We start from the raw sequence: 13,058 nt of genomic DNA, 5'->3' as shown, positions 1-13,058 counted from the left end.
TCTCCGGGTGCCCCGGCTGCGGAGGGCGTCTCAGCTACGGACCTGGACGGCGCGGGCCAGCCGGTCGTGGAGGCCGCGGCTGTCGCGGTCCCAGACGAGGGCGGGAATCACGAGGAGGAGCAGCACGCTCCGGACCACGACCCGCACGACACCGAGCCGTCCGCCGTCCTCACCGATGACGCGGAGCCCCAGGAGACGCTTGCCGGGAGTGGAGCCGACGGTTCCGACCGTCAGCAGGCTCATGACGAGAAAGACGGCGAGCGCCCAGTTCCCGGCCGCCTGCTGGTCACCGCGAGCGAGCAGTCCGTATGCGATCACCATGCTCACGGCCCAGTCGATGAAGAGGGCCCCGAAGCGCCGGCCGAGCGGGGCCACGGACCCCGGGCCTTCCTGGGGCAGACCGAGGCGCTCGCCCCGGTAACCGAAGTCGGCGCCCATCTGCTCGGCCGCCGCGCGCGGCCCCGAGAGCCACGATCCGATTGCTTGCCTGTTGTCCACCCGTCCACGGTACTGCGCCCGTGCTTGCACCAGGCCGGGCGGGGCACCGAACACGTCGTCGAGGTGCCGCTCACAGGCACCCTGGTTAACTTGTGCGAAACAAATGGGTCATGCTGGAGAAATCCCGTCTGCCTATGGTCGGGTCCAGCGTGTGCCACCGCACTGGCCACACAAACGAGCTGCAACCCCGCCCTTTCCCGGGTCGGGAGTAGGAGGAGTTGGATGTTCCAGAACGCCGACGAAGTCCAGAAGTACATCGCCGACAACGACGTCAAGTTCGTCGACGTCCGGTTCTGCGACCTGCCGGGTGTGATGCAGCACTTCACGATCCCGGCGGCGTCCTTCGACCCGGCCGAGGAACTGGCTTTCGACGGCTCGTCGATCCGCGGCTTCCAGGCCATCCACGAGTCCGACATGGCGCTCCGCGCGGACCTGACGACGGCCCGGGTCGACCCGTTCCGCCGCGACAAGACCGTGAACATCAACTTCTTCATCCACGACCCGATCACCGGCGAGCAGTACAGCCGTGACCCCCGGAACGTGGCCAAGAAGGCCGAGGCCTACCTCGCCTCGACCGGCATCGCCGACACCGCGTACTTCGGCCCCGAGGCCGAGTTCTACGTCTTCGACAACGTCCGCTTCCAGACGTCGGCGAACGAGAGCTTCTACCACATCGACTCCGAGGCCGGCGCCTGGAACACCGGTGCGGTCGAGAACAACCGTGGTTACAAGGTCCGCTACAAGGGCGGCTACTTCCCGACCCCGCCGGTCGACCACTTCGCCGACCTGCGCGCCGAGATCTCCATGGAGCTGGACAAGAACGGCCTCCAGGTCGAGCGCCAGCACCACGAGGTCGGCACCGCGGGCCAGGCCGAGATCAACTACAAGTTCAACACGCTGCTCGCCGCGGCCGACGACCTGATGCTCTTCAAGTACATCGTGAAGAACGTCGCCTGGCGCAACGGCAAGACCGCGACCTTCATGCCGAAGCCGATCTTCGGCGACAACGGCTCGGGCATGCACGTCCACCAGTCCCTGTGGTCCGGCGGCTCCCCGCTGTTCTACGACGAGCAGGGCTACGCGGGCCTCTCGGACATGGCGCGCTACTACATCGGCGGCATCCTGAAGCACGCCCCGTCGCTGCTGGCCTTCACCAACCCCACGGTGAACTCCTACCACCGCCTGGTCCCCGGCTTCGAGGCCCCGGTCAACATGGTGTACTCGCAGCGCAACCGCTCCGCCGCGATGCGTATCCCGATCACGGGCTCCAACCCGAAGGCGAAGCGCGTCGAGTTCCGCGCCCCCGACCCGTCCTCGAACCCGTACCTGGCGTTCTCGGCCCTGCTGATGGCCGGCCTGGACGGCGTCAAGAACAAGATCGAGCCCCCGGAGCCGATCGACAAGGACCTCTACGAGCTGGCCCCCGAGGAGCACGCGGGCGTCCAGCAGGTCCCGACCTCGCTCCCGGCGGTGCTCGAAGCGCTCGAGGCCGACCACGAGTACCTCCAGGCCGGCGGCGTCTTCACGCCCGACCTGATCGAGACGTGGATCGACTACAAGCGCACCAACGAGATCGCCCCGATCCAGCTGCGCCCGCACCCGCACGAGTTCGAGCTGTACTTCGACCTCTAGCCGGTCCGGGAGCCCTGGCTCCCCCGCGGCCGGAAGGGCCGCCGCCCCAGACCTTGGGGCGGCGGCCCTTCGACGTGCCCAGGATCCGCGGTGCGCGGGTCAGTCCGCCAGCAGTCCGCGCAGCTCCGCGACCGCCTCGTGGAGGTGTTCCGCGAAGGCGTGCATCTGGTCCGCCACCGCGCGCGGGGTGCTCAGGTAGAGGTTGAAGCGGTCCGGCAGCAGGACGTAGGCGACGCCGATGCAGCGGCTGCTCGTGGAGCCGAAGCCGAAGTACTGGATGTTCTCGGACGGCGCCGAGCTCGTGCTCAGGTAGTCGTCCCGCATGGTGAGCCAGCCCGGGGAGCGGTACAGCGCGGGCTGTTCACGCACGCCGAGTTCGTCGCCGCGGCGGCGCTGGATCAGTTCCAGTTCCCAGAGGTGCTGCTCGGGGGCCTCGCCCGCCTGGCACTCCTTCGCCCGCGCCACATGGGCCGCGGCGGCGGCCCGGAAGGCGGCGCGACGGGTGTCGCGGTCGGCTGCGGGGTCGTCCATCGCCGCGACGAAGGCCGGCATCTCGGGGGTGACGACGCGCATGGCCTCGGTGCGGCCGTGCCGGTACTGGCGGGTGGCGATCGACTCGTACGTGGCTCCCAGGTGGCCCTTGGCCCGCTGGTGGGCGAGCTGGTACGCGGCCTGGACGAAGGCGTCCGGGGACACTCCGAGCGCCTTGGCGGCCGTGCTGCCGAAGTCGTCGAACGACACGGTGCGGGTGGCGGTGTCCCTCCCGTACGCGGCGAACTCCTCGGCTGCGGAACGCACCCGCGAGCGCAGGGACGCGTCCAGCTCGAAGGCCAGGGGGTGCGGCACCGGCTCGCCCTGGGAACGCGCTCCGGACCGGCGGGAGTGCTCCTCCGGCGAAGTGCCGAGCAGCGCGTCGGTGAAGCTGAGGATGGTCGTCCCGTCCAGCTCGCAGTGCTCGACGTTGATGCCGGCCCGGCCGTCCGCGTACACGACGAAGGAGACGGCCTTGTCGAACCAGCGGTTGCCGCGGTCCCCGTGGAGCAGCTCGTCACAGGCGGCCTGGGTGTCCTCGGGTGCGAAGTCCTCCAGGCAGACGCAGAAGAGGGCGGTCTCGATGTCGTCCAGTGTCCGGGCGTTGCCGGGGTGGCCCTCGACGAGGGCCGCGCGGGTGGCCGCCCATTCGGCCCGCGCCAGGGTGGTGAGGTGGCCGGCCCTGTCCTCCTCGGCCGTGTGGACGTCGGCCTTGGTGACGGCACGCAGCCCGGCCTCGATCTCGTCGAGGCTGTGCGGGACGCCGTCGGTACCGAGCACGTCCAGCCGGAACATGGTGCCCCGGAAGAACACCACGATGTGCCGGGCCGTGGACGGGCCGGGCGCCTGCTCGCTGTACGGGGTGCGCACGGTGTCCAGCGGCACCCCGGGGATACGGGTCGTGGAGAAGAGGTACTTGTTCTGCACCATCGACTGGGGCACGCCACGCTGCTCCACCGGCGCGATCAGCCCCTCGTCGAGCTGCCGCTTGTAGTCCAGAGCGCCCGCGACGAGCCCGGCCGCCCGGTCGAGCTGCCCCTGGCTGGTGTCCTGGAACAGGAAGAAGAAGTTGGCGTTGAGCGCGATCCGGTCCCGGCGCCCGAGGTAGCGGTACGGCCAGAAGGTGTCGAGCCAGCTGTGCACGCCGTCCGTGGCGTCGTACTCCGCCAGCGCCGCGTGCAGGGTCCGGCCGGGGCCGCCGGGCCGCAGGAAGGCGGCGACCTCGGCCTCCGTCGCTGCCCGCTCCTCAACGGTCAGCAGGGGCGCGCACCAGGCGAGGAACCGTTCGCAACTGGCTTCGAGCGTAGGCAGCGGCACGCGCGGAAGGCTGCTCTCACGGGCGAAGGTGGCTCCGGACGCTGCTTCCTGACTGACGTTCAATGCGGCTCTCTTCTCGGTGAGTCGGTGAGTCGGTGGGCGGAGGGGGGCGGTCTACCGGTGCTGCGGCCTGGAGAGGTAGAGCTGAGCGTAGAGCCAGCCGGCCTCCTCCAGCCCGCTCCCGTCCACGCCGGCCGCGGCCAGGCTGTCCAGGACGCCCTGTTGTTCCTGCGGTCCGGCGAAGCGCCGCTGCTTGAAGACCTCGTCGACCCTGGCAGTCCGGTAGCCCAGCTCCGCCAGGGCGTCCTCGACGGGGTCGAAGGGGAACATCCGCAGCACGAAGTGCGCCATCCAGGGGAGGCGTCCGTCCTGCGCGCGGACGACGCGGGTGAGGGTGCGCTCGGTGACGTAGCCGATGCAGCCCGTCGAGATCACCAGGTCCGTCCCGGCGAGCCGGTCGCGCTGCGCGGGCGTGGGGTCGTTCGCCTCGAGGTCGGCGTTGACGGTGGCGTCGAGGAATCCGGCCTCGTGCGCGTAGGCCAGGGCTTCGGCGGAGGCGTCCAGGCCGGTGAAGCGCAGGGCGTGCGCGGGGCTGCGGGAGCGGGAGAGGTCCTGGTCACGCTCCAGCAGCCCGGCGCGGGTCGCCGGGCCGCTGCCGTCGTAGCGTGCGTACAGCTCGTCCATCGTGGCGTCGTACTTGAGCAGGGCGGCGTTGATCCCGTAGGAGCAGCCGATGTCCAGCACGCTGGGCACGGCCACGTGCTCCGTCTCCCTGTACTCCTTGATCAGCTTGTCGAAGTAGGGCTTGGCCAGCTGGGGGACGCAGTAGCCGAGCGGGCGGAGCACCTGGAAGTACGTGCGTGGGTCGGGTGCGGTGTAGATGTGGTCCAGCGAGACTTTTCCGGACGCGTCGAGACGCAAGGGGATTCTCCTCGGTGGGGCGCGTGGCAGTGCCTGGAACCGTTCACCGGGGCCTAGTCCAGGAGCCGGTCCCCCCGTACGGCCCGGCCTTCGGCGGCCAGGTGTTCCGGCAGTACGCGGCCGAAGAGCTGCCGGGTGCGCGCCACGCTCCCGACGACTCCGGGACGCTCGCTGTAGGCGAAGATCGCGCTGTGGCGTGCGAGGCCGCCCCGGACGGGGCTGACCCGGTGCAGCGAGTAGCGGCCCTTGAACAGCTGCAGGTCGCCCGGCCGCAGTGGCAGCCGCTCCGGCCGCCGTGTGCCGCGGCCGTCCAGGACGTCCCGCACGTCGTCGAAGCGCTCGTCGGCGGCGGTCCTGATGTTCGGGCAGTACTCGAACAGGCCGCCCTCCTGCGCTTCCTGGGTCAGCATGCTGACCGTGTACTCGTTGGTGTCGAAGTGCCAGGGGTGCTCCATGCCCGGCCGTACGACGTTGAGTACGAGGCCGGAGAGCGGATCGGCGAGCTCGTGCAGGCGCGGCAGTCCGAAGCAGTCGGCGACGAAGCGCTGGAACGACTCGTGGGCGTAGAGCCTGCTGATCAGGGAGGCCCCGGGGATGCGGTCGCGGGCGACGAAGGCGTTGCCACGCTCGAAGGTGCGACGGCCGGGGTGGTCTTCGGGCAGGTCCGCGTCCACATCGGTGTTGTAGACGTTGACCGTCTCCACGTCGAAGTACGCCTGCGGGGCGATGGCGGCGCACTCCTGTCGCAGGACCTCGTGGAGCGAGGGCCGGATGAAGTCCGGCAGAACGGTGCAGCCGGCCTCGGCCAGTTCCTGCCTCGCCCGGGCCACCACGGCGCGGGCGTCGGTGCTTCCGGGGTCCGACAGCGGGTAGTGCTCCGTGTCGACCACCTGGTCGAGCGTGATGGCTTGCAGAGTGCTCATTCGACCTCTCCACGCGCACGTCGGTGACTCAACTGACGAGTAACCAGGTGAAGTTCCCACAGCCCCGGCCGTGTTGTCTGTGACACGACACACTTCCGGACCGCGCGGGCGGTGGTCAGGGCCCATTCCGGCCGTCTCCGGTCAGTCCAGATCGATGACGGGGCGCGCGTTGAAGTCCTCGAACACGTCCTCGCCCTCCGGCCCGTCGAGGAATGCGGCCGTGGACGGGTTGCGGTTGGCCGTGGCCAGCGGCAGCCATTCGAGCAGGGTTCCGTACCCGCCGCAGACCGCCTCTCCCCCGTCGCCGCCGTATACGGAACCGGGGTCGGAGGTCATCTCGGCGGAGTCGTAGACGTCGAATGCGATGTGCAGCCCGAAGGCGTTGTGCGGGTGGTGCGGGCCCGTGCCGCCACCGTAGGGGGACGAGTCCGCCGGGAAGCCGTCACCCCAGCGGAACAGCGTGCCGGCACCTGCTCCGCAGGCGTGCTCCCACTCGTCCGGGCTGGGCAGCCGCAGGCCCTCCCCGGCGAGCAACGCGGGGACCAGGGAGGGGATTTCGGGGAGCCTCCTGGGCTCGACCGCCATGAGCACGGTGGGCAGGGTGACCGTGCGCGGCGGGGTCATCACCTGAGCGAGACGCGCGCGCGGGTCCGGCTCGAACCCGAAGCCTCCGGCGAGGCTCTCCTCGCGGTAGGAGCCGAGCTGCTCGGGAAGCGGCTGCCAGGCGTCCACGTCGAAGCCGACGGTCACCTCTCCGCCGGGGACGAGGGCGTACCGCTCACCGGCCCGCTCGATCACCGCACGGTGCCGGACACCGCCCGGGTGCGCGGACGTGTCCAGCCCCAGGAGCCGGCCGCCCGCCCGGCGGGCGGCGTCCTCCGCGCAGCGCGTGGCGGCGGCCGTGTCCAGGGCGCGCCAGCACGCGAGGGTCAGGTCGGCGGGAGACATGGCGTGCAGTCTCGCACCCGCCCCGCACGGCAGGGGAACCGGACCTGTGCCCCCGGCTCCTCCGGGGGCACAGGCACCGGGTCAGCGGCCGTGGCGGATCAGAGCACGGACCATGCGGCAGGTGGCGTCGGACGGCGGGTGGATGGCAAGGCGTTCCGCCGCCGCGCGGATGCGGGCGTTGTCGGCGCTCGACGGCTGGTACACCCCCGCGTCGAGCAGTGCGATCGCCAGGCGCATGGCCTTCAGGCGGCGGTTGTGGGAGACGTACCACTCGCGGGGCCGCCCTGCGGGGAGCGGCTTCTTCCGCAGCGGCTTGTGGAGCGGCTCGGTCGTGACTGTGGCAACGGCCATCGGCAACCTCCTGGCACGGTGGTGGAACCCTCACGAACTCCCTCCATTTTACTGCCCCCCACTGACAATCGCCCCTGGCCAGAGGCGTTTTCGCGGATCCCTCCCGTACCCTGGGCCCCATGGAGATCTGGATCAATCCCGCTTGTTCCAAGTGCCGCAGCGCGTTGAGCGTGCTCGACGCGGAGGGTGCCGAATACACGGTCCGCCGCTACCTGGAGGACGTACCGTCACCCGAGGAGATCCGGGCCGTGCTCGACCGTCTCGGGCTCGAGCCGTGGGACATCACCCGGACCCAGGAGCCGGAGGCCAAGGAGCTCGGGCTCAAGGAGTGGGCGAGGGACGCGGGTTCGCGCGAGCGGTGGATCACGGCGCTGGCCGCCCGTCCGAAGCTGATCCAGCGCCCGATCATCACCGCGCAGGACGGCTCTGCCGTGGTGGCCCGGACGGACGAGGCGGTCAGGGACGCGCTGGGGCGGTAGGGAGGCCCGGGCCGCGCCGGCGCCCGCGGTCAGGTCCGCCCCAGCCCCGCCTCCGCCTGAGCGAGGACCTCGGTGAGCCGCAGCCCGAACCGTACGTCGCAGGGGTGCGCCCTGCCCGTACGCGCCGCGTGGGCCAGCGCGTCCACGGCCGTCCGGAAGGCGCCGAGGGCGTCGCCGCCTCCGGCGGGCAGGGTGGACACACCCCGCTCGCCCCGGAATTCGACCTCGGTCCCGACGGCGCCCTCCGGCGCGTCCAGGGCGAGCGTCACCGTGCTCGACGCGCCGGAGCTGTGGCGTAGCAGCAGATGCGTGGTGTCGGCCGGGCCACGGGCCGCGACGACCTCCGTCACGTCACCCAGGACCGGGATCAGGACCGAGAGCGCGTGCGGGCCCACGTCCCACAGGCCGCCCTTCTCCCGGCGCCAGGGCGAGGCGGCGAACTCGTTGTCCGACCCCGGGGCGAACAGCGCGCCGACCCACAGGGCGCGTGCCGTGAACCAGCCGCCCGCCGCGGCCTGCTCGGCGATCCACCCGGCTGTGCCCTCGGCGAACCGCAGCGTGCAGAAGACCACGGAGGCCACTTCGGCCCGCTCGGCCGCGTCGGCGACCTCGCGCGCGCCGGCCACGGTGGTGGCGACCGGCTTGTCCAGCAGGAGGTGGCACCCGGCGTCCGCGGCACGCACGGCGAGGGGCGCCTGGATGTCCGGCGGTACGGCGAACGCCACCGCGTCACTGGTGGCCAGGAGCGCGTCGATGCCCGCTTCACCCGTGTACGCCTCGGTGCCGTGGGCGGCGGCGAGGGCGTCCGCCGCTTCCCGCCGGCGGCCCCACACGCCGCTCAGTACGGCACCGGGGTGGGCGGCGAGGGCGGGGGCGTGGGTCAGGCGCGCCCAGGGGCCCGCCCCGACGAGGCCGACCCGGAGCGGTCCGGAAGCAGCGTGTGCGGTCATGGGGCCAGTCTGCCGGACCGGCCCTCCGGCGCGGAACGTATCCGGTGCGCCGCAGGGTGAGACGGCCCCGGGCGGTGTGGACCTGCCGTCCGACACCCTCGGGAAACCTCGGTAACACGGGGTTCACATTCGGGCAACGGTCGGGAAATCGCACCTTGCGAAGCTGCGCACCATAGACCGCAGCACCCGCAAAGGATGGCGTCCGTGACGTTCAAGGCTGAGTACATCTGGATCGACGGCACCGAGCCGACCGCCAAGCTTCGTTCCAAGACGAAGATCATGGCCGGAAGCCCCGCGCAGGACGTGGCGGATCTGCCCATCTGGGGCTTCGACGGTTCGAGCACCAACCAGGCCGAGGGTCACGCCTCCGACCGGGTCCTGAAGCCGGTCTTCACGTGTCCGGACCCGATCCGCGGCGGCGACGACATCCTCGTCCTGTGCGAGGTCTTCAACATCGACATGACTCCGCACGAGTCCAACACCCGCGCCTCGCTGCGCCCCGTCGCCGAGCAGTTCGCGGGCCAGGAGCCGATCTTCGGCATCGAGCAGGAGTACACCTTCTTCGACGGACACCGTCCGCTCGGCTTCCCCGAGGGCGGCTTCCCGGCCGCGCAGGGCGGCTACTACTGCGGCGTCGGCTCCGACGAGATCTTCGGCCGCGACATCGTCGAGAAGCACCTGGACAACTGCCTGAAGGCGGGCCTCGCCATCTCCGGCATCAACGCCGAGGTCATGCCCGGCCAGTGGGAGTTCCAGGTCGGCCCGGTCTCCCCGCTGGAGGTCTCCGACCACCTGTGGATCGCCCGTTGGCTGCTGTACCGCACCGCCGAGGACTTCGACGTCTCCGCGACCCTGGACCCGAAGCCGGTCAAGGGCGACTGGAACGGCGCGGGTGCGCACACCAACTTCTCCACCAAGGCCATGCGCGAGGGCTACGAGGCGATCATCACCGCGGCCGAGTCGCTCGGTGAGGGCTCGAAGCCGATGGACCACGTCAAGAACTACGGCGCGGGCATCGACGACCGCCTGACCGGTCTGCACGAGACCGCCCCGTGGAACGAGTACAGCTACGGTGTCTCCAACCGCGGCGCCTCGGTGCGTATCCCGTGGCAGGTCGAGCAGGACCAGAAGGGCTACATCGAGGACCGCCGCCCGAACGCCAACGTCGACCCGTACGTGGTCACGCGGCTGATCGTCGACACCTGCTGCACCGCTCTGGAGAAGGCCGGCCAGGTCTGATCCGTCACCGGCTCGGCACGAAGGGGCGCCCGCTCACGGGCGCCCCTTCGGCGTGCCCGGGCGTCCACACGACCGCGAGCCGACGGCAACGGCCGGTGCGGGAGGGGTCCGTGAGGAACCTGACACGGCGGTCCGTACCGACAGGTGGGAGAGCCCTGCTGCGCGGGGCCGATCTCTGCTTCAATGGGGCCATGGCCAGCTTCCAGTACACCGCGTCGGGTCGCAGCGACCTCGAGCCGTTCTGGCCCTCTCGTCAGCACCATGACTTCGACCGGGTGTGTTGCCGCGCGTGGAACGCGCAGGCCCTCTAAAGCCGCCTCATCCCGGCCTTCGGCCCGCGCGCACGACGTACGTCCTCGACGACTCCTCGCGCGAAAGAGCTGACCCCCATGGCGAACACCCGTACCTTCTCCACCGCGTCCGCCGCCACCGCGGCGTCCGCGGTGCCCGCTGCGGCCACCACCACCGCCCGTCACACCCTGTCCCCCAACCGCCACCGGCTGCGTGCCGTCGACCGTGACGAGGTCGTCGAGCTCGCGGACGTGGCCGGCTTCCTGCCGCCGGGCGCCACCTGGCTGCCCGCGCCCCAGCACACCCTGCCTGCGCTGCCGGGCCGGCCGCCGATGGTCGGGTACCTGGTGCTCGTGCCCGCCGACCAGCAGCCGGCCCTGGCCGGGGCCGTGGCCTCCGCCCAGCACCGGGAGTCCGTGCCCGAGCCGGTGACGGCCCCCGCGGACGGGCCCGTGGAGATCGACGCCACGCGGCGCACCGCCGCCGTCGCCGGCGTCACCCTGGACCTCACGTACCTCGAATTCGAGCTGCTGGCGCACCTGGTGGCGCACCCGCACCGGGTGCACACCCGCGATCAGCTGGTGACGACGGTCTGGGGCTACGGACACGTGGGCGACGGGCGCACCGTCGATGTCCATGTGGCCCGGCTGCGCCGCAAGCTGGGTGCCGAACACCGCCGGTCGATCCAGACCGTCCGGCGCGTGGGCTACAAGTACGTGCCCTGATCACCCACCGCTCGCACGGGAGGCCCCGGGACCGGTCCCGGGGCCTCCCCGCCGTTCCGGTGGTGGTGCCAGGTACACCCCCCGTCGGGTGGCGGAACGGCTGACATCCGTCCCCCTCCACAGGCGAGACTGGGCGTAGAACGGGATCCGACGGGGGTCCGGTGAGGGGAGACACGATGAAGCAACCGGCACAGTCCCGGGTCCGGACCGCGATGCTCACCGGCGGGCGGGCGTTCGTCCTCTCCTTCGCGTGCATCGCGGGCTCCGTCACCCTCTTCGTCCTGTCGGTGCTTTCGATCACCTTCATCCTCCTCGGCATCGGCCTGGTCACCACACCGTGGGTCATGGAAGCCGTGCGCAAGCACGCCGATCAGCGCAGGCGGCTCGCGGCGACCTGGTCGGACGTCCGGATCCCCGCCTACTACCGGCCGTTCCCGAAGGACGTGCGCGCCGGGTTCACCGGGCAGGTCGAGCGCACGACGCTCCTGCTGAAGGACCCCGCGACCTGGCGGGACCTGCGGTGGCTGCTGCTCGACATGACGGCGGGCTTCGTGCTGCTGGTCTTCACCTTCGCCTTGATGATCTACCCGCTGGAGGGACTCGTCCTGGCGGCGGGGCTGTGGCGGGTGTTCGAGGACAGCACGTACTGGTACACCTTCGTGCCGGTCGACAGCCAGGCGACGGGCCTGGCGGCCGCGGCACTCGGCATCGTGCTCTTCGTCGTCGGGCTGTGGGCGAGCCAGCCCCTGCTGCGGCTGCACTTCGTCCTCGCCCGGTCGGCGCTGGCACCCACCCAGGAGGAGCTCGCGCAGCGCATCGACCGGCTCACCGAGACCCGCCACGAGGCCGTGGACACGGCCGCGTCGGAACTGCGGCGCATCGAGCGGGATCTGCACGACGGGGCACAGGCGCGGCTGGTCGCGATGGGCATGAACCTCGGCACCATCGAGGCCCTCATCGAGAAGGACCCGGCGCAGGCGAAGAAGCTGCTGGCGACGGCCCGTGCGTCCTCCGCGGAGGCTCTGACCGAGCTGCGTGACCTCGTACGGGGAATCCACCCGCCGGTGCTCGCCGAACGCGGGCTAGGGGACGCGGTGAAGGCGCTGTCGCTGCGGATGCCGATCACGTCCGAGGTGACCGTGGAACTCACGGGCCGTGCCGAGGCGCCGGTCGAGTCGGCGGCGTACTTCGCCGTCAGTGAGGCCCTGACGAACGTGGTGAAGCACGCGGACGCCGACCGCATCTGGGTGGACATGCACCATGCCGAAGGCATGCTGCGGATCTCCGTCACGGACAACGGCAAGGGCGGCGCCGCGGCCGGAAGCGGTTCGGGACTGAGCGGGATCGAACGCCGACTGGGTACATTCGACGGCGTACTGGCCGTCAGCAGCCCTGCGGGCGGCCCCACCATGGTGACCATGGAGATCCCTTGCGCGTTGTCCTAGCCGAAGATCTCTTCCTGCTCCGCGACGGCCTCGTGCGCATGCTCGAAGCCTACGATTTCGAGATCGCGGCGGCTGTCGAGACCGGGCCGGAACTGACCAAGGCCCTGGCCGAGTTGGAGCCGGACGTCGCCGTCGTCGACGTCCGGCTCCCGCCGTCCCACACGGACGAGGGCCTGCAGTGCGCGCTGGCCGCCCGCCGCGACAGGCCCGGGCTCCCGGTGCTCGTACTGTCGCAGCACGTGGAGCAGCTGTACGCCCGGGAACTGCTGGCCGACGGCAACGGCGGCATCGGCTACCTGCTGAAGGACCGGGTGTTCGACGCCGACCAGTTCATCGACGCGGTACGCAGGGTCGCCGCAGGCGGTACGGCGATGGACCCGCAGGTCATCCAGCAGCTGCTGTCCCGGCGCTCGGCCGACGCGCCGATGGGCGGCCTGACGCCCCGGGAGCGTGAGGTCATGGAGCTGATGGCGCAGGGCCGTTCGAACGTGGCGATCGCTTCGCAGATGGTGGTCACGGAGCGGGCGGTGGCCAAGCACACCTCGAACATCTTCAGCAAGCTCGGCCTGCCGGTGTCGGACGACGACAACCGCCGCGTGCTCGCGGTCCTCGCCTACCTCGACCGGGGCTGACGGCCGGCCCGTTCCCCGTGGTTCCCGGCGTCGGCGCCTGCACGATGCCGACGCCGGCCCCCGCATGACGGGAGCACCCGCGGACGTCCTTCCGGCGTGATGCGCCCGCACGGATGCTGATGTGCCCGCACGGATTCCGCAGCGGATTGAACGAGCGCGACCAGCGGTCCGTATGG

13 protein-coding genes are annotated in these 13,058 nt (G+C 71.0%); 6 read left to right on the top strand and 7 right to left on the bottom strand.

The annotated features are described in order from the left end of the window. Positions 1–30: 30 nt before the first annotated feature. Positions 31–498, bottom strand: coding sequence for an RDD family protein (locus tag OO67_RS13130; protein WP_078597872.1), 468 nt, complete (start codon positions 496–498; stop codon positions 31–33). A gap of 222 nt (positions 499–720) precedes the next feature. On the opposite strand from OO67_RS13130, the gene glnA reads away from it, so the two are divergent. Beyond that, entirely contained in the window at positions 721–2,130 is a 1,410-nt protein-coding gene (gene glnA / locus OO67_RS13125; RefSeq protein WP_033299922.1) for a type I glutamate--ammonia ligase, read from the top strand. Positions 2,131–2,229: 99 nt separating this feature from the next. Here glnA and OO67_RS13120 read toward each other — a convergent pair whose 3' ends face one another. The 5 genes from OO67_RS13120 to OO67_RS13100 all read right to left on the bottom strand — a co-directional run bounded on the left by OO67_RS13120 (position 2,230) and on the right by OO67_RS13100 (position 7,121). Further along, on the bottom strand, positions 2,230–3,978 hold the full coding sequence (locus OO67_RS13120; protein WP_244300165.1) for a choline/carnitine O-acyltransferase: 1,749 nt from the start codon (positions 3,976–3,978) through the stop codon (positions 2,230–2,232). A 114-nt stretch (positions 3,979–4,092) separates the two neighbouring features. Next, positions 4,093–4,899 carry a class I SAM-dependent methyltransferase gene (locus tag OO67_RS13115; protein WP_033299920.1) on the bottom strand — a complete coding sequence of 269 codons (807 nt, stop codon included), beginning with the start codon at positions 4,897–4,899 and terminating at the stop codon, positions 4,093–4,095. A 53-nt stretch (positions 4,900–4,952) separates the two neighbouring features. Then, positions 4,953–5,822, bottom strand: coding sequence for a HalD/BesD family halogenase (locus tag OO67_RS13110; protein WP_033299919.1), 870 nt, complete (start codon positions 5,820–5,822; stop codon positions 4,953–4,955). A 141-nt stretch (positions 5,823–5,963) separates the two neighbouring features. Next, on the bottom strand, positions 5,964–6,770 hold the full coding sequence (locus OO67_RS13105) for a formylglycine-generating enzyme family protein (protein ID WP_033299918.1): 807 nt from the start codon (positions 6,768–6,770) through the stop codon (positions 5,964–5,966). Between the two features lie 81 nt (positions 6,771–6,851). Further along, a complete protein-coding gene (locus OO67_RS13100) occupies positions 6,852–7,121 on the bottom strand; it encodes a hypothetical protein (protein ID WP_033299916.1) in 270 nt (89 codons plus the stop codon). Between the two features lie 119 nt (positions 7,122–7,240). Between OO67_RS13100 and OO67_RS13095 the strand changes: the two genes are divergently transcribed. After that, positions 7,241–7,600 carry an arsenate reductase family protein gene (locus tag OO67_RS13095; RefSeq protein ID WP_033299914.1) on the top strand — a complete coding sequence of 120 codons (360 nt, stop codon included), beginning with the start codon at positions 7,241–7,243 and terminating at the stop codon, positions 7,598–7,600. A gap of 29 nt (positions 7,601–7,629) precedes the next feature. On the opposite strand, the gene OO67_RS13090 is transcribed toward OO67_RS13095, so the two are convergent. Next, positions 7,630–8,550 carry a Gfo/Idh/MocA family protein gene (locus OO67_RS13090; protein WP_033299913.1) on the bottom strand — a complete coding sequence of 307 codons (921 nt, stop codon included), beginning with the start codon at positions 8,548–8,550 and terminating at the stop codon, positions 7,630–7,632. A 204-nt stretch (positions 8,551–8,754) separates the two neighbouring features. On the opposite strand from OO67_RS13090, the gene glnII reads away from it, so the two are divergent. The 4 genes from glnII to OO67_RS13070 all read left to right on the top strand — a co-directional run bounded on the left by glnII (position 8,755) and on the right by OO67_RS13070 (position 12,882). Beyond that, positions 8,755–9,789, top strand: a complete 1,035-nt coding sequence (glnII, locus tag OO67_RS13085; RefSeq protein ID WP_033300032.1) for a glutamine synthetase — start codon at positions 8,755–8,757, stop codon at positions 9,787–9,789. 389 nt (positions 9,790–10,178) lie between these two features. Continuing rightward, complete coding sequence (locus OO67_RS13080) at positions 10,179–10,805, top strand: winged helix-turn-helix domain-containing protein (protein ID WP_033299912.1); 627 nt, start codon at positions 10,179–10,181, stop codon at positions 10,803–10,805. A gap of 176 nt (positions 10,806–10,981) precedes the next feature. Then, positions 10,982–12,250: a sensor histidine kinase gene (locus OO67_RS13075; RefSeq protein WP_033299911.1), complete on the top strand. Its 1,269-nt coding sequence runs from the start codon at positions 10,982–10,984 to the stop codon at positions 12,248–12,250. Further along, positions 12,235–12,882: a LuxR C-terminal-related transcriptional regulator gene (locus tag OO67_RS13070; RefSeq protein ID WP_033299910.1), complete on the top strand. Its 648-nt coding sequence runs from the start codon at positions 12,235–12,237 to the stop codon at positions 12,880–12,882. Before OO67_RS13075 ends, OO67_RS13070 begins: the two co-directional genes overlap by 16 nt. Positions 12,883–13,058 lie beyond the last annotated feature (176 nt).

The sequence above is a fragment of the Streptomyces atroolivaceus genome, from assembly GCF_000717025.1.
Taxonomy (GTDB): domain Bacteria; phylum Actinomycetota; class Actinomycetes; order Streptomycetales; family Streptomycetaceae; genus Streptomyces; species Streptomyces atroolivaceus.
This window is presented reverse-complemented; position numbering and strand designations above follow the sequence as displayed.